The sequence below is a fragment of the Streptoverticillium olivoreticuli subsp. olivoreticuli genome (genome assembly GCF_003391135.1).
Taxonomy (GTDB): Bacteria; Actinomycetota; Actinomycetes; order Streptomycetales; family Streptomycetaceae; genus Streptomyces; species Streptomyces blastmyceticus.
Genome location: NZ_CP031455.1, coordinates 2,736,540 through 2,751,365, shown reverse-complemented (window position 1 = coordinate 2,751,365; position 14,826 = coordinate 2,736,540). Strand labels below are relative to the sequence as shown.

At 71.2% G+C, this 14,826-nt stretch carries 13 protein-coding genes and 2 pseudogenes; 6 read left to right on the top strand and 9 right to left on the bottom strand.

Annotated elements, in window-relative coordinates; genetic code table 11:
• Window positions 1-35: 35 nt before the first annotated feature.
• Window positions 36-1,028 carry a magnesium/cobalt transporter CorA gene (gene corA / locus DXZ73_RS11535; RefSeq protein WP_116210909.1) on the bottom strand — a complete coding sequence of 331 codons (993 nt, stop codon included), beginning with the start codon at window positions 1,026-1,028 and terminating at the stop codon, window positions 36-38.
• Window positions 1,029-1,146: 118 nt separating this feature from the next.
• Between corA and DXZ73_RS11530 the strand changes: the two genes are divergently transcribed.
• The 4 genes from DXZ73_RS11530 (at window position 1,147) to mshC (ending at window position 4,738) form a co-directional block, all read left to right on the top strand.
• Window positions 1,147-1,848: a histidine phosphatase family protein gene (locus DXZ73_RS11530; RefSeq protein WP_116210908.1), complete on the top strand. Its 702-nt coding sequence runs from the start codon at window positions 1,147-1,149 to the stop codon at window positions 1,846-1,848.
• Between the two features lie 139 nt (window positions 1,849-1,987).
• Window positions 1,988-2,578 carry a DUF3090 domain-containing protein gene (locus DXZ73_RS11525; protein WP_116210907.1) on the top strand — a complete coding sequence of 197 codons (591 nt, stop codon included), beginning with the start codon at window positions 1,988-1,990 and terminating at the stop codon, window positions 2,576-2,578.
• A complete protein-coding gene (locus DXZ73_RS11520; RefSeq protein WP_116210906.1) occupies window positions 2,542-3,369 on the top strand; it encodes an SCO1664 family protein in 828 nt (275 codons plus the stop codon). The genes DXZ73_RS11525 and DXZ73_RS11520 overlap by 37 nt, the downstream gene beginning before the upstream one ends.
• Before the next feature lie 139 nt (window positions 3,370-3,508).
• The gene (mshC, locus tag DXZ73_RS11515; RefSeq protein WP_116210905.1) at window positions 3,509-4,738 is read left to right on the top strand and encodes a cysteine--1-D-myo-inosityl 2-amino-2-deoxy-alpha-D-glucopyranoside ligase; all 1,230 of its coding nucleotides are present in this window, start codon (window positions 3,509-3,511) and stop codon (window positions 4,736-4,738) included.
• Between the two features lie 78 nt (window positions 4,739-4,816).
• Here mshC and DXZ73_RS11510 read toward each other — a convergent pair whose 3' ends face one another.
• The 3 genes from DXZ73_RS11510 to DXZ73_RS11500 are packed head-to-tail and all read right to left on the bottom strand — an operon-like array spanning window position 4,817 to window position 6,946.
• The gene (locus DXZ73_RS11510; protein ID WP_116210904.1) at window positions 4,817-5,368 is read right to left on the bottom strand and encodes a flavoprotein; all 552 of its coding nucleotides are present in this window, start codon (window positions 5,366-5,368) and stop codon (window positions 4,817-4,819) included.
• Window positions 5,365-5,679, bottom strand: a complete 315-nt coding sequence (locus DXZ73_RS11505; protein ID WP_116210903.1) for a 4a-hydroxytetrahydrobiopterin dehydratase — start codon at window positions 5,677-5,679, stop codon at window positions 5,365-5,367. The genes DXZ73_RS11510 and DXZ73_RS11505 overlap by 4 nt, the downstream gene beginning before the upstream one ends.
• Window position 5,680: 1 nt before the next feature.
• Entirely contained in the window at window positions 5,681-6,946 is a 1,266-nt protein-coding gene (locus tag DXZ73_RS11500; protein ID WP_116210902.1) for a Twin-arginine translocation pathway signal, read from the bottom strand.
• Between the two features lie 180 nt (window positions 6,947-7,126).
• Here DXZ73_RS11500 and DXZ73_RS11495 point away from each other — a divergent pair, with 180 nt between their 5' ends.
• A complete protein-coding gene (locus tag DXZ73_RS11495) occupies window positions 7,127-7,576 on the top strand; it encodes a hypothetical protein (RefSeq protein WP_116210901.1) in 450 nt (149 codons plus the stop codon).
• A 13-nt stretch (window positions 7,577-7,589) separates the two neighbouring features.
• Here the strand turns inward: DXZ73_RS11495 and DXZ73_RS11490 are convergent, their stop codons facing one another.
• Window positions 7,590-9,143, bottom strand: a complete 1,554-nt coding sequence (locus DXZ73_RS11490; protein ID WP_240351306.1) for a N,N-dimethylformamidase beta subunit family domain-containing protein — start codon at window positions 9,141-9,143, stop codon at window positions 7,590-7,592.
• A 424-nt stretch (window positions 9,144-9,567) separates the two neighbouring features.
• On the opposite strand from DXZ73_RS11490, the gene DXZ73_RS11480 reads away from it, so the two are divergent.
• Window positions 9,568-10,728 carry an RNA-guided endonuclease InsQ/TnpB family protein gene (locus DXZ73_RS11480; protein ID WP_116210899.1) on the top strand — a complete coding sequence of 387 codons (1,161 nt, stop codon included), beginning with the start codon at window positions 9,568-9,570 and terminating at the stop codon, window positions 10,726-10,728.
• A gap of 74 nt (window positions 10,729-10,802) precedes the next feature.
• On the opposite strand, the pseudogene DXZ73_RS11475 reads toward DXZ73_RS11480, so the two are convergent.
• The 4 genes and pseudogenes from DXZ73_RS11475 to DXZ73_RS11460 all read right to left on the bottom strand — a co-directional run.
• A pseudogene (locus DXZ73_RS11475) lies at window positions 10,803-10,940 on the bottom strand (FAD-dependent monooxygenase); the annotation flags it as partial.
• Complete coding sequence (locus DXZ73_RS11470) at window positions 10,895-11,641, bottom strand: VC0807 family protein (protein WP_205519153.1); 747 nt, start codon at window positions 11,639-11,641, stop codon at window positions 10,895-10,897. The pseudogene DXZ73_RS11475 and the gene DXZ73_RS11470, both read right to left, overlap by 46 nt.
• On the bottom strand, window positions 11,638-12,285 hold the full coding sequence (locus DXZ73_RS11465) for a TetR/AcrR family transcriptional regulator (protein WP_116210898.1): 648 nt from the start codon (window positions 12,283-12,285) through the stop codon (window positions 11,638-11,640). The genes DXZ73_RS11470 and DXZ73_RS11465 overlap by 4 nt, the downstream gene beginning before the upstream one ends.
• 77 nt (window positions 12,286-12,362) lie before the next feature.
• A pseudogene (locus DXZ73_RS11460) lies at window positions 12,363-14,639 on the bottom strand (TIM-barrel domain-containing protein); the annotation flags it as partial.
• Window positions 14,640-14,826: the final 187 nt, after the last annotated feature.

Here is a 14,826-nt window from a genome sequence, read left to right as displayed (position 1 = left end):
CCCGCCTCCGCCGCACCCCGTGGGCGCTGCGCGGCTCACAGCCAGCCGCGCCGCCTGAAGTACCGGTGCAGCCAGAACACCAGCCCGGCCATCAGCGCGACCGCCGCCGGATACCCCCAGGGCTGCCGCAGCTCCGGCATGTGCGTGAAGTTCATCCCGTAGATACCGGCGATCATCGTCGGGACCGCCGCCATCGCCGCCCACGCCGAGATCTTGCGCATGTCGTCGTTCTGCTGGACGCCCATCTGCGCCAAGTGCGCGGACAGTATGTCCGTCAGCAGCCGGTCCAGCCCGTCCACGGACTCGTTCGCCCTGGTGAGGTGGTCGCTCACGTCGCGGAAGAACGGACGCGAGGGCTCCGGCACGAAGGGCACGCCCGCCCCCGTCAGCCGCGTCATCGGCTCCGCCAGCGGCCCCGACGCCCGCCGGAACTCCATGACCTGGCGCTTGAACGCGTAGATCCGCGACGCCGTGTTCTTGGTGTCCCGGCTCACCGGGGCGAACACCTCGGTCTCCAGCTCCTCCAGGTCCGCCTGGAGCTCGGACGCCACCTCGGTGTACTGGTCCACGACCGCGTCGCTCACCGCGTACAGCACCGCCGCGGGCCCGTGCCTGAGCACCTCCGGCTCCTGCTCCAGCCGGTGGCGCACCTCCGCGAGCGGGCTGCCCTCGCCGTGCCGCACGGTCACCACGAAGGAGTCGCCGAGGAACAGCATCAGTTCGCTCGTGGTGACGGTGTCCGCGTCGTCGTCATAGGTGACGGGCTTGAGCACGACGAACAGCGAGTCCTCGTAGACCTCCAGCTTCGGCCGCTGATGCGCCTTCAAGGCGTCCTCGACGGCCAGCGGGTGCAGCCCGAACTCACTGGTCACCAGCTCGAACTCGCGCTCCGTGGGCTCGTGCAGCCCGATCCAGAGGAAGGAGTGCCCCTCCGCCCTCGCCTCGTCGAGGGCGTCGGAGAAGTCGGCGGGGCCCTCGGTGCGGCGTCCGTCCCGGTAGATAGCGCAGTCCACGATCACGCGGTGCATTCTGCCGCTGTTCGGCCCCGGAACACCAAGCCCGTACGGGGATTCGCCGCCGGAACCCGGGTGCGGGAAGGTACGGACCACGGCACGACCCCGCCGCCCACCGCCTAAGGTGAACCGCATGCCCACGCTGATCCTGCTCCGGCACGGCCGGTCCACCGCCAACACCGGCGGAGTCCTCGCAGGGTGGACCCCCGGTGTCGCCCTGGACGAGCGCGGCGCCGCCCAGGCCGCCGCCCTCCCCGCCCGGCTCGCGGAACTCCCGCTCGCCGCCGTCGTCACCAGCCCGCTCCAGCGCTGCCGGGAGACCCTCGCCCCCCTGCTCGCCGCCCGGCCCGCGCTGCCCCTGCACGCCGACGACCGGATCGGCGAGTGCCACTACGGCGACTGGTCCGGCCGCAAGATCGCCGAGCTCACCGGGGAACCCCTCTGGGAGGTCGTCCAGCGGCACCCCTCCGCCGCGGCCTTCCCCGGCGGCGAGTCCGTACGCGCCATGCAGGCACGGGCCCTCGACGCCGTACGCGACTGGAACGCCCGCGTCGAGGAGGAGCACGGCCCCGACGCCGTCTACCTCATGTGCTCGCACGGCGACATCATCAAGTCCCTCGTCGCCGACGCCCTCGGCGCCCACCTCGACCTCTTCCAGCGGATCGCCGTCGACCCCTGCTCGGTCACCGCCATCCGCTACACCCGGCTGCGCCCCTTCCTGGTGCGCCTCGGCGACACCGGCGACCTCCGCGGCCTCGCCCCGGCCGAGGAGACGCCCGCCGGGCCGGGCGCCGAGGAGGACGGCGTCGTGGGGGGCGGGGCGGGAGCACCGTGATCGTCGTGCGCAGTAGGGTGGTGACGCGGCCCCGGCCGCCTCTCCACCCGTGATCAGCACCCGGAAGTCCGGTCCCACGACCGGTCCGCCGGCCGACTGAGACCACCAGCCGACCACCCGAAGCAAATGGAGCAGGACGTTGTCCCGTCAGGTGTTCCTCTATGACCCGCCGGACCGTTTCGTCGCCGGTACGGTCGGGCTGCCGGGCCGCCGCACTTTCTTCCTCCAGGCCACCGCGGCCGGCCGGACCACCAGCGTCGCCCTGGAGAAGGCACAGGTCGAGGCGCTCGCCGAGCGCATCGACGAGCTGCTGGACGAGGTCGTCCGGCGCACCGGCGGCAATGCCCCGGTGCCCGCCGTGGCCCCCACGGAGCTCGCCGACACCGCGCCGCTGGAGACCCCCGTCGACGAGGAGTTCCGGGTCGGCACCATGGCCCTGGCCTGGGACGGCGAGGGCCAACGGATGATCGTGGAGGCCCAGGCGCTCGTCGAGCTGGACGCGGACACCGACGAGGACCTCGCCGAGGCCGAGGAGCGCCTGCTCCAGGACGAGGCGAACGGCCCGCCCATGCTGCGCGTACGGCTCACCGGCACCATGGCCCGCGCCTTCGCCAAGCGCGCCCTGGAGGTCGTCAACGCCGGCCGCCCGCCCTGCCCCCTGTGCAGCCTGCCGCTCGACCCGGAGGGACACGTATGTCCGCGCCAGAACGGATACCGCCGCGGAGCGTGACCCCGCACGAGCTGCTCACCCTGGGCGAGCTCACGGTGCGCGGCCGGGTCCGCGAGGCGTCCAACGCCGTCCTCTACTGCACGGTCGAGTACGAGGGCGTGAGCGCCGCCTGTGTCTACAAGCCGGTCGCCGGGGAGCGCCCCCTGTGGGACTTCCCCGACGGCACGCTCGCCCAGCGCGAGGTGGCCGCCTACGAGCTCTCCGAGGCCATGGGGTGGGGCCTCGTCCCGCCCACGGTGCTGCGCGACGGCCCGTACGGCGAGGGCATGTGCCAGCTGTGGGTCGAGGCCTCCGAGGACGAGGCCGACGGCCGGCTCCTCGCCCTCGTCGACGGCGAGGAGCCCGGACAGGGCTGGAAGGCCGTGGGCTTCGCCGACGTGGGGGAGGAGCGCACCGCGCTGCTCGTGCACGCCGACGACGAACGGCTGCGCCGCCTCGCCGTGCTCGACGCGGTGATCAACAACGGTGACCGCAAGGGCGGTCACCTGCTGCCCGCCGCAGACGGCCGGCTCTACGCCATCGACCACGGTGTGACCTTCAACGCCGACGACAAGCTGCGCACGCTGCTGTGGGGCTGGGCGGGTGAACCGCTGCCCGAGGAGGCGATCGAGGCGCTGCGGCGACTTTCGGCCGATCTGGCCGAAGGGCGACCACTGGCCGACCGCCTGGTGGAATTGATCACCCCTGCCGAGATCGACGCGCTGCGCGACCGTGTCGCGGACCTCCTGCGCACGGGGAAGCACCGCGAACCCAGCGGCCAGTGGCCGGCCATCCCCTGGCCCCCGGTGTAACCCACGCCCTGCGGGCTCTGTTCCCGCCGGCGCGGCGGAGCCGCGAAGCACACCCGTGGAGTCATACGCAAGACGGTCTATTCGGCCAACAGCCGGATCCGGTTCGTATCCGGAACATGCGTCCGGTTACGCTCATGGCATGCATGCCTGGCCCGCTTCTGAGGTTCCCGCCCTGCCCGGCAGTGGCCGCGACCTCCGGATCCACGACACCGCGACCGGTGGACGGGTGACCCTCGTCCCCGGCCCCGTCGCCCGTATCTATGTGTGCGGCATCACGCCGTACGACGCGACCCACATGGGTCACGCGGCGACCTACAACGCGTTCGACCTCGTGCAGCGCGTGTGGCTCGACACCAAGCGGCAGGTTCACTACGTCCAGAACGTCACCGACATCGACGACCCGCTGCTGGAGCGGGCCGTGCGTGACGGTGAGGACTGGACGGCCCTCGCCGAGCGTGAGACCGCACTCTTCCGCGAGGACATGACCGCCCTGCGGATGCTCCCGCCCCGGCACTACGTCGGCGCCGTGGAGTCGATACCGAAGATCGTCCCCCTGGTGGAGCGGCTGCGCGACGCCGGGGCCGCCTACGAGCTCGAGGGCGACATCTACTTCTCCGTCGCCGCCGACCCCGCCTTCGGCAGCGTCTCCGGCCTCGACGCCGAGGCGATGCGGCTGCTGTCCGCCGAGCGCGGCGGCGACCCGGAGCGCCCCGGCAAGAAGAACCCCCTCGACCCGATGCTGTGGATGGCCGCCCGCCCGGGCGAGCCCAGCTGGGACGGGGCCTCCCTCGGCCCCGGCCGCCCCGGCTGGCACATCGAGTGCGTCGCCATCGCCCTCGACCACCTCGGCATGGGCTTCGACCTCCAGGGCGGCGGCTCCGACCTGGTCTTCCCGCACCACGAGATGGGCGCCTCGCACGCCCAGGCGCTGACCGGCGAACACCCCTACGCCCAGGCGTACGTCCACGCCGGCATGGTCGCCCTCGACGGCCAGAAGATGTCCAAATCCCGGGGCAACCTCGTCTTCGTCTCCGCGCTGCGCCGCGAAGGGGTCGACCCGGCCGCCATCCGGCTCTCCCTGCTCTCCCACCACTACCGCGCGGACTGGGAGTGGACCGACGCCGTCCTGACCGAGGCGGTGGACCGGCTCGCCCGCTGGCGCGCGGCCGTCTCGCGCCCCGACGGCCCGTCCGCGGACGCGCTGGTGGAAGAGGTCCGCGAGGCCCTCGCGGACGACCTCGACGCACCGCGCGCCCTCGCCGCGATCGACGCCTGGGCCGCGGCCCAGTCCGCCGAAGGCGGCACGGACGAGGGAGCACCGGGCCTGGTCTCCCGCACGGCGGACGCCCTGCTGGGCGTGGCGCTGTAGCCCCACCCTCCGCTCATGGGCGCTCTTCCGGCTTCGGCCGGGGGAGCGCCCCTTGCGTTTGCGATGCCTTGAGGTGCCTTACGGTGTCGCGGTCAGCGCGTCCAGCGCGAGGTGCCACGGGTACGTCTCCCGGCGGCCGTCGCCGGTGCCGGGCGGGTGGGGCGTCCACTCTCCCGGCCCGTGGAGCACCCGGACGCCGGTGGCGCGCAGGGTGTCCACCGCGCGACGTGTCGCGGGGTGGACGTCCAGGGCCGTCGACCAGAACGGGAGGGCCACCACGGGCAGCCCCAGCCCCACGGCTTCGGCGACCACGCCGAGGGCGTACGTGTCGGCGATACCGGCGGCCCACTTGTTGACGGTGTTCATCGTCATCGGCGCCACGACGACAGCGTCCGCCGGAGGGTTGCGCCTCGCCTCGCCGACGCGACGCCACGTGCTCCGCACCGGCCGCCCGGACGCGGCCTCCAGCGCGGGCCGGTCGATGAATTCACCATCGGCGGCGGCGGGGGTGGCGATGACACAGACGTCCCAGCCGCGGTCGGTGGCGGCGGTCACCAGACGCACGGCGTCGGCGGCGGGGCCTGCGGCGCAGATGATGACGTACAGGACTTTGGGGGTGCTCGTGCTCATCGGGGCCGGGCTTCATGTGCCGTGGCGATGCGATCGATCCGTTCCGCCAGGTCGAAATCCGCGACGGTGAGCCGGTGTCCCGCGTCGTGCGTCGTGATCGAGAAACGGACGTGGTCCCATCGCAGGTCGATGTCGGCGTGATGGCCGATGAGCCGTTCGATGTCGGCGACGTGCACGATCAATGCCACCCCGCCGTGGTAGCGGACCGAGAAGGAGCGGGTGATCGCGTCCCCCTGCCGCACCCACCCCGGCACGCCCAGGAGCCGCTCCTCGATCTCGTCATCCGACAGCGGTACGGGCTTCTCGGACACGTCATCCCCTCACTGTCACGGGAGCCAGGACATCGCCCAGCTCGTGGCCGACTGCGGCATCCTGCCATGGCTTCATCGCCGCCTCCAGCAGGCCCAACTCCCGGTGCATCCGGGTTGATCCGGTGTCCACCGCGATCCTGACGGCTTCCCGGGCGACCTCGACCGCCTGCTCAGGCTGCCGGTCCACCGCGGCTGCCGTCGCATACCGCGCCAAATAGACTCCTCGATCACGACGCGCGGTCACCGGCACATCGGCGAGTACCTGGCTCCAGAGGGAACGGGCCTCACCGCCGAGTCCCAGACGCCCGTAGCAGGTGGCACGCTGCACTTCCAGGTATCCCGGGGTGCGGCGACAGGCGTTGCCCCATGGCAGCTCGTCGCTGACACAGGCCAGCACGCTGGTCGCTTTGTCGATGAGCTTGTCCACCGAGCGGCGATCGTTCGTCAGGCTTGCCCCGTGGGCCTGTTGCTGGAGTGCCATGACCCGGACCTTGGGCGCCAGCACATCGGCCTGGTCCAGCGCGGCCTCGCACAGGTCGATGACCCCGTGTCCGTCGCCGAGGTCGGTCCGTACCTGTGCTTGGTTGACGAGGGAATACGCGACCAGTTGCGGGTCGCGGGATCGCATGGCGATCTCCTGGGCCACGCCCCTCCAGAAGCTCGCCGCCCCGAGGTCACCTGCATCTTGGTAGAGCCATCCCACGAGAGCGGCGTAGGCGGCTCCCACCTTCAGCAGCTGTGATCGTGTCGCTGCTTCCGCCACACGAACGAGGCGGTCGACCAACTCGTACTGCGCGGAGACGATCCCGATCAGGTCGTGCGGACCGAGGAGCATGTCCGCTCGGTAATGCCCCTCCAACTGCTTTTCGAAGTACTCGACGAGGGACGGGTCGACATGCCGGGGCCTTGTAGGCCCAACGGTCAAGGCAGCGGCGGTGATCGAGACGAAGGCCCGCCGGTTCACCTCGGCCCCTTCCTCCCGGTCAGCCGGAATCCAGTCGATCGGAGTCTCGAAGCCGAGATCCTCCGGCCATTGTCCGAACGCGGCGTGGAGTGCGATCGCACAGTCCTGACGCGGCCAGCCCGGCTTGCCGGATTCCCACCGGCGCCAAGTACGCGGGGACACCTCGAATCCCGGGTTGTCGAGGCGCTCGCGCCCGGCCTCTGTCACCCCGTGCGCTGCGGCCTCTCCCGAACGCCACCCACGTTTGAGCCGCGCTGCCCTCAGGGCCGGATTGCCACCTGCGTGAAAAGTCCGAGCTGTCATCGATCGCGCTCCTGTGCATGGCCGCGGAGTGGCCATGGAGTGGCCTCGCACCGACCTGGTCGGTACTCATCGTGAAGAACCATCATCCGGGTTGTGACAAGCGAACACACGCCGAACGCCACGGCCCACCAGCCCAGCCGGGCATCCGTAACCTCTCCGTACCGACGCGCCGGTGGCTCGATGACTGCCGTTGCCAGATGGCTCTCCAAAGCCGCCTACGCCCCCCGCGCCGCCCTCGACCTCTGGGCCGCCGACAGGACCGCCCCGCTGGTCATCGGGCGCCGATGGGACCTGGTCCGGGTCGACTTCACCCGGGCCACTTCCGCGATCAGTCGTCTGAAGGCGGGCGGTGACCACATCGGCCCGTACCTGATGGGCGGCATGGAGCACGCCATGTGGTGGCCGGTCCCGCTCGGTACGGGGTATCGGGTCGCCGGGTCGGACGGGGTCACGTTGTGCGCCGTAGGAGGAGAGATTCCTGCCCCGCCTCCGGGCAGATACCTCGGCGACCGCGTCTGGGTACTCCCCGGCCACGGCGACGAGCGATGGAGAACTCTCACCTCGGCGGATGAACTCCATGATGCGCTCGGAGCCCATCACCCCCAGGCCGTGGCCCCGTCCGGCCGCTGAGGACCGGAAGCTCTCACCAAAGATCCCGCCCCGCCCACACCGGGTCCCCGTCGTACGGGTGGTACGCCTCCATGTTGTCCGCCGCCGGGTGCACCCGCCCCGCCGGGCCCGCCGCGAAGGTGCGCAGCACGTTCTCGGTCACCCGTGACGTGAAGCGCGCCGTGTCCGGCGGGATGCCGTGGCCGCCGTCCCCCGCCAGGGACTCCACCCACCGCATGGTCCCGGTGTTGAACACTCCCGCCCCGCTCCGCGCCGTGTAGTACGCCGAGTCGGCGAACGTCCGCACACCCCGGCAGACCAGCGGCGAGTGGGCGACGATCTCGATCGGGCGCGGGGTGCCGCCGCCGGAGTTGACCCGGTCGTACTCCGTGCCGACCAGATTGCGGAAGCTCGTGCCGCGGTCGGCGCCCGTGCCTTCGAAGAGCCAGTGGCCGGGCTCGGTCACCACGTAGTCGGCGGTGGTCGGGTTCGATTCGTAGAGCGTGCCGGTGAGCGCGTTCTCGGGCCGGGCGGCCGGGGGTTCGCGCCAGTCCGTGGTGACGGCAGCGTCGTCCTTGCCGAGCATCGGGTCGAGGGCCCAGTCGCTCTTGTAACAGACGACCAGGCGCCGGTCGCCCGTGGCCGTACGCTCCAGGCGGATGCGCCGGAAGCAGGCGTTCGCCCCCAGGAAGGCGACGTTGGTGCCCGCATCCCGGGCCGCCGTGACGCGCTCGCGCATCGCCGGGGTCCAGTACTCGTCGTGGCCCGGGGAGACCACCCCGTGCGCGCCCCGCAGCAGTTCCGGGTCCCGGTCGAGGTCCATCGTGGTCGTGTACGCCAGCGGCAGTCCGAGCCGCTCGGCGAGCGCGACGGCGGGCTGCTCGTAGGTGGTGAACAGCGGCGCGCCGTCACCGTCGTACGGGCGGTCGCAGCTCACGGCGAGGGACCGCCGGCCGTCGTCGTCCTTGCCGCCGGGGCCGTGGTAGAGGCTGTAGCCGCCCCAGGTGTTGTACGCCTGCCAGGTGCCGACCGCGTTGACCAGCACCAGCTTCCCCTCCGTGCGCGCCGAGCGCACGGTCAGCGGTATGTAGCGCTGCTCGCCCGTACCGGCGGTGAGCCGGATCAGATACGCGCCCTCCGGCCAGCCGCGCGTGGGCACCTCCAGCGACGGCCCCCAGTCGGCGGTGACGGTGCGGGTGGGGCCGGTGGGGTGGGGAAGCGGCTGCGCGGAGCCGCGTATCGCCTCCGAGGACCACACCTTGCGGGCCTGCGCGCCGCCGTACCAGCCCATCCGGAACGCCTCGGCGCGGAACTCCGCGGCCGTGGTGGAGACATGCAACCGCAGCGGCTCACCGGGGAGCACGCTCACCCGGTCCGCGTACCCCTCCACCGCCCGGTCCGTGCCGCGGCGCCGCAGGCCCCAATCGCGGTCGCCCGGCAGCGCGTTCTCCGCCGAGACCGTCCAGGAGCCACCGGTCCGCCGACGGCCCGAGCCATGCCCGTCGGAACACCCGGCCACGAGCGCGCCCGCTCCCGCCCCGGCGACGGCGCCGAGGAAGTGCCGCCGGTCCCACGCGTGCTCGGACATCTCCCTCCCATTGCGCCGGGAGGAGCGTGCCCCCGCACGGCCGGTTGCTCCGTACGGGGGATGTCACGGTGCGAGGGGGCGGGCCAGCTCCGGCAGCTTGCGGGCCGTCTCCGGGTCCGCGGGCATGCAGGAACTCCTCGATCCGGGCCTGGGGGATGCCCACTTGGCAGGGGAATCGGGTGTCGAAGGCGGAGTAGTCCAGCGGCATCCCGGCGAAGTTCCCGGCGGGCAGGGTGGTGACGGCCCGGTCGAGGGCCGGTTCCAGCCAGCCGCGCATCTGGAGCATCTCGGCGGTGCGGGTCAATACACCCAGCGAGGAACCCCGGGCGTTTACGCCCGGGAGGAATCGCTTCTCCCGGCTGCTCTGACGTGCAGAGGAGCATGGACTGATCCCGTTGTCAGTACCTCCTGTTAGGTTGCCGGTATGAAGCTCGTCGTGCAGGTCAAACTGATGCCGGATGCCGTGCAGGCAGCCGCACTTGGGGCGACCCTGCACGCGGTCAACGACCGGGCCAACTGGGTTTCCGCCGTAGCGTTCGAGCGCGGCGTTCCGCGTGAGTACGAGCTGCGCAAGCACACCTACGCCGAGCTGAAGGCGTCGGGTCTCGGCGCGCAGGCCGCACAGCACACCATCAAGAAAGTTCGCGACGCCTACACCACCTTGAAGGCGAACATCAAGGCCGGGAACCTCGGCAAGCCAGGATCCAGGCGGCGAAGCAAGGCCGAGTCCAAGCCGATCGGCTTCCGCCCGGACGCGGCACATCCGTATGACGACCGGTGTCTGTCCTGGCAGTATGACGCTCGGACCGTCAGCATCTGGACCACGTCCGGACGGCTCAGGAATATCCCCTTCACCTGCTCCGCCGACGCGCTCAAGACGCTGCGCGAGCACCGCAAGGGCGAGTCGGACCTGATCGAACGCGACGGCACGTTCTATCTGATCGCGGTGTGCGAGGTGCCCGAGGCACCTTTGAACGAGAACCCGTCCGGATTCATCGGCGTAGACCTGGGCATCGTCAACGTCGCCACCACGTCCACCGGATACCGGGCCGCCGGGCGCGGCCTGAACCGGCACCGCAAACGGCAACTCGACCTGCGCAAGAAGCTCCAGGCCAAGGGCACCAAATCCGCCAAACGCCTACTCAAGAAGCGCAGCCGACGCGAGCAGCGCCACGCCGCCAACCAGAACCACATCATCTCCAAGACCATCGTCACCACCGCTGAACGCACCGGACGCGGCATCGCCCTCGAAGACCTGAGCGGCATCCGTGACCGGGTACGGCTCCGGAAGGACCAGCGGACCACACTGCATTCGTGGAGCTTTCACCAGCTCGCTGCCTTCGTGGAGTGCAAGGCGCGCAGGGCCGGGGTGCCGCTGGTGTACGTCGATCCGGCGTACACCAGCCGGCAATGCTCCGAGTGCGGTTATATCGACCGGAAGAATCGTGTCGATCAGGCAACGTTCGCCTGCCGGTCCTGCGGGACTCTCATGCACGCGGACGACAATGCGTCCCACAACATTGGCTGCAGGGGCGAGGCTGTGTGGACTGCGGGGCGTGAGTCACGCGTCCCTGCCACCCCATAGGGGTTTCTGGGCGGAGGAGCCAACCCAGCAGCCAGTTGGGCGCTACCTCCAAGCCCGGACCTTTAGGGCCGGGTCAAGTTGACCGCCTTGGACTGCCCGGTGCGCTCGGACAGCCTCTCCAGGACGAGGGCGCGGACGCCCGCGAGGCCCAGTTCGTTGGCGAGCGTCAGGCCCGTGGGGCCCGCGCCGACGACGATGACGTCGGTGTCCATGGTGCCTGGACTTTCAGACCGCGCCGGGTGACGAACCGGTTGTGGAAGACGAGCAGCCCCGCCAGCACCACCAGCCACTGCGCTGTGCTCACGCCGGGGACCAGGTCGACGGGCAGCGTGCACGCGAGCACCACCCGGACGCCCGCGTCCAGGGTGAGCACGGCCCCCCACACCGCGGTGATCACCCGGATGTCGTGGCGGAACCGGGGCCGGGTGTCCCAGCGGGACTCCCATGAACGCCAGCCGGTCTCCCCGGCCTTGGCGAGGACGACCGGCCGGGCCGCGGTCAGCATGAACGGCCGCCGGGTCGCCAGCGTGCCGAGCACCCACAGCCCGAACGCGGCGGTGAGCCAGCTGTCCCGGATGAGCAGCACCCGCGGATCGCCGGTGACCATGGACATCAGCGCGCCCATGACCATCATCAGGAGCGTGAAGACCGGCATGGCCTCGATCTTGCGGCGCTTGACGATCCCGTACACGATCCACGGCAGCGCCAGCACGCTGCCCAGCGCCAGCGCCACCCACTGGCCGGCGCCCGCGGCCCGCAGGCCGTAGTAGCCGCCCAGCGGCACCGCCAGCTCGAAGAGGAGCTGCTGGACGACGAGTTTGCGCAGGGCGGCGGACTTGGCCCTGGCCGCCTGCGCCGCCTGCGCCGCCTGTTCCGGTGTCTCCTGTGCCGTCTCCGGGGTCGTGGCCGTCATCGGTTCGCCTTCTTGGTCGCGCGCTCGAAGAGGTCCGCCAGCTCACGGCCGCAGACGTCGGGGTCGATACGGGGATCCTTGGCGGCGCGGGTCACCACGCCGTCGATGGCCCCCCTGATGGCCATGACCATCACCCGGGGGTCGAACTCGCCGAACTCGCCCGCCTCCTGGGCCTCCCGCATGCGCTCCACCTGGAGGTCGACGACCGCCTCCATCGCGGCGGCGAACTCGCGCAGCGACGGGTCCTCGCCCCGGAGGTTGCCGAACACCTCGACCATCGCCGGAAGGTGGTTGGGGAACTCCTTGAGCAGCGCGATGTTCGACTCGATGTACGCCCGCAACCGGCCCGACGCCGTCGACCGGGCCTCGATCCTCGGCCGCATGTACGCGTCGGCGACGCGCAGCACCTCGCCGACGACCTCCCGCATCAGGTCGTCCTTGCCGGAGAAGTGGTACGAGATCATCCCGGTGCTGCTCAGCCCCGCCTGCTTGGCGATCCGGGTGAACGACGCCTTGGCGTAGCCGGATTCGGCTATGACCTCGATGGCCGCGCCCACGATCTGCGCCCGCCGGGCGGCCTCGGTGAAGGTCCTGGACGCTGACGCCCCGCCATTTTGCTTGACCGTGCTGTGACTTGCTTCCATGAGCAAAAAGGTAACGGGCTCTTGCTCGGGCGAGCAAGAGCCCGTTCGGTCAAGCAATCGTCAGGGAATCAGCTCCGCCCGACCGCGCCCGCTCCACGCAGCGCGACCGTGAAGGCCCGGTCCGTCGGCAGGGTGCCCGTCGTCACGTGCACGACGCCGCCGCGGTCGGACGCGTCGTACCACCAGCCCTCGCCCCGGCCCGGCGCCGACAGGCGCGGCAGTGTCCGCCCGTCCAGTGCCACCGACTTCGGCGCCGCACCGCTGTGGACCGTGAAGTCGTACGGCCGCGCCGTCTGCTTGCCGCGGAAGTCGCCCCTGGACGCGCCGAGGTCCAGCGTGATGTCGCCCCGGCCCTCGCGCGGCGCGCGGACCGTCAGCTTCTGCTGGGTGTACGCGCCCGTGCGGTGGGCCCGGGTGACGCCGTCGTCCTCGTAGAGGGTGAAGGAGGAGGTGCCCTTGGGGTAGACGTCCCAGGCGAGCGGGGACGACGCCGTGCGGTCCTCGTACGAGCGGATCCCGGGCCACATCGGGATGTTCGCACCCGCCTTCACGAACAGCGGCAGGGTGTCGAGCGGCGCGCGGTAACCGTCCAGGGTGCGCGGGCCCTCGTAGGTGCGGCCCGTCCAGTAGTCGGTCCAGGTGCCCTTCGGGAGATAGATGCCGTCGCGCACCTCGGAGTCCTCGTAGACCGGCGCCACCAGGAAGGAATCGCCCGACAGGAACTCGTACTTCGCGGCGTCGGAAGCGGCCTTGGGATCGTCCGGGTACTCCAGCGCCAGCGGTCGCACCGGACCGACGCCCGTGCGGGTCGCCTCCGCCGCGTAGGAGTACATATAGGGCAGCAACGACTCCTTGAGCTTGAGGTACTTGCGGTTGATCGAGGTGTACGGATCGCCGTAGCGGTAGGGCTGCTTGTCGCTCGGCGCCCAGCCGTCCATCGTCATCACGGCCGGCAGGAAGGCCTTCCACTGGAGGTCGCGGACGTACGTCCTGGGGCTGCCGCCGAAGATGCCGTCCACGTCGCCCGTGGTGTACGCGAGCCCCGACATGGTCGCGCCCGCGTACGTGGGGATCTGCCAGCGGATGTACTCCCACGAGCCCTTCTGGTCGCCGGACCACTGCACCCCGCAGCGCTGCGCGCCCGACCAGCTCTCCGGCGCCCAGGTGAAGCCCCGGGCGTCGCTGTTGTCCTCGATGCCCTTGTAGGCGTCCTTGCAGCCGTCGAGGGCGAACTTGTAGCCGTCGCCGACCCAGGCGACGTCGAGCTTGGCGACCCGCTGGCCCGCCTTGACCTGGTCGGCGAGTTTCGCCAGGCCGTCCTGGGTCCACAGGCCCATCTTCATCTTGTGCTCGCCGAGGCCCTTGTTCACGTCCGGCAGGTTCTCGTAGCCGCAGCCGTAGCCGTCGTTGACGAGCATCCAGCCGCCCGGCATGTCGTTCGCGGTGTAGCCGTCGGCCACCTTCAGGGCGTCCAGGGTGTGCCGTTCGCCGCGGTTGGCGTTGTGGAGATAGCAGTCGGAGTCGCCGATCTCCAGCCCGTACACCGGCGGCAGGAAGGGGCGGCCGGTCAGCGCGGTGTACTGCCCGATGACGTCCTTGGCCGTGGGCCCCGCGAAGTAGTACGCGTCGAAGCGCCGTTCCTTCTCCGTGGCCGTCACGGGGTCGCCGAAGGCGTACGTGCCGGGGGCGTAGGTGTTGCGGAAGACGCCGTAGCCGGCCGAGGAGAGGTAGTAGGGCACCGAATTGGGGTGCCCGCCGTCGTCCCAGTTGTAGTCGACGCCCACCTCCACGGTCTTCCCGCGGTGCGAGGTGTTGCCGCGGCCGTTCTGCATCCCGGCCCCGTAGAACTGCTCGTTCGCGCCACGGGCGAGCGTCTGGGCCGTGCTGTCCTTGTCCCAGCTCAGGCCCTTGGCCTCGGACCAGACGCGGGTGCCGTCCGCGCGGTACAGCGCGAAGCGCAGCGGCGACTTGTACGCGCGCAGGGTGACCGCCGTCGTGGACAGCTCGTAGCGGTCGCCCTTGTCCTTCCAGCGGGTCCGGGGCGGGGGACCCTGCGGCAGGACGATGTCCTTGCCGGCGGGGTCGGTGAAGGCGCCGTCGGGGGCGAGTTCGATCCGGAACGTCTCGGCGGAGACGAAGGTGACGCGCACCCGGGCCGCACCGGCGGCCAGCCGGTACGCGGCGCCGTCCGCCGCGAAGCCGGTGACGTCGCCGACGATCGTCCGGTCCGCCGCGGCGTGATCCGCGCCCGCGGCCGGGTCGCCGTGCGCGCTGCCCACGGGCCCGGCGAGCGCGGCCGCGAGCCCGAGGAGGGCGGCGGCGACGGCCACTCTCAGTCGTGTCGGTGTTCTCATGCCCGCGTGCTTAGCGACGCCGACGCGTACATGGCCATGGACTCTCGGCGCGGGTGCGTGGACTTCTGCCGGGCCGCGTCCGCGTCGGCCGGCCGCGCCAGGTCCGGGGGACACCCCCCGGACCTGGCTGGCCGTCACTTCACCGCGCTACCGCGCGTTGCTGTGTTTTCCCGGGGGCACCCCCCGG

Excerpts from the sequence above, each read along its gene's own strand:
- corA (WP_116210909.1), bottom strand. The coding sequence starts at position 1,028 with ATGCACCGCGTGATCGTGGACTGCGCTATCTACCGGGACGGACGCCGC.
- DXZ73_RS11530 (WP_116210908.1), top strand. The coding sequence starts at position 1,147 with ATGCCCACGCTGATCCTGCTCCGGCACGGCCGGTCCACCGCCAACACC.
- DXZ73_RS11520 (WP_116210906.1), top strand. The coding sequence starts at position 2,542 with ATGTCCGCGCCAGAACGGATACCGCCGCGGAGCGTGACCCCGCACGAG.
- mshC (WP_116210905.1), top strand. The coding sequence starts at position 3,509 with ATGCATGCCTGGCCCGCTTCTGAGGTTCCCGCCCTGCCCGGCAGTGGC.
- DXZ73_RS11510 (WP_116210904.1), bottom strand. The coding sequence starts at position 5,368 with ATGAGCACGAGCACCCCCAAAGTCCTGTACGTCATCATCTGCGCCGCA.
- DXZ73_RS11500 (WP_116210902.1), bottom strand. The coding sequence starts at position 6,946 with ATGACAGCTCGGACTTTTCACGCAGGTGGCAATCCGGCCCTGAGGGCA.
- DXZ73_RS11495 (WP_116210901.1), top strand. The coding sequence starts at position 7,127 with ATGACTGCCGTTGCCAGATGGCTCTCCAAAGCCGCCTACGCCCCCCGC.
- DXZ73_RS11490 (WP_240351306.1), bottom strand. The coding sequence starts at position 9,143 with ATGTCCGAGCACGCGTGGGACCGGCGGCACTTCCTCGGCGCCGTCGCC.
- DXZ73_RS11480 (WP_116210899.1), top strand. The coding sequence starts at position 9,568 with ATGAAGCTCGTCGTGCAGGTCAAACTGATGCCGGATGCCGTGCAGGCA.
- DXZ73_RS11470 (WP_205519153.1), bottom strand. The coding sequence starts at position 11,641 with ATGACGGCCACGACCCCGGAGACGGCACAGGAGACACCGGAACAGGCG.
- DXZ73_RS11465 (WP_116210898.1), bottom strand. The coding sequence starts at position 12,285 with ATGGAAGCAAGTCACAGCACGGTCAAGCAAAATGGCGGGGCGTCAGCG.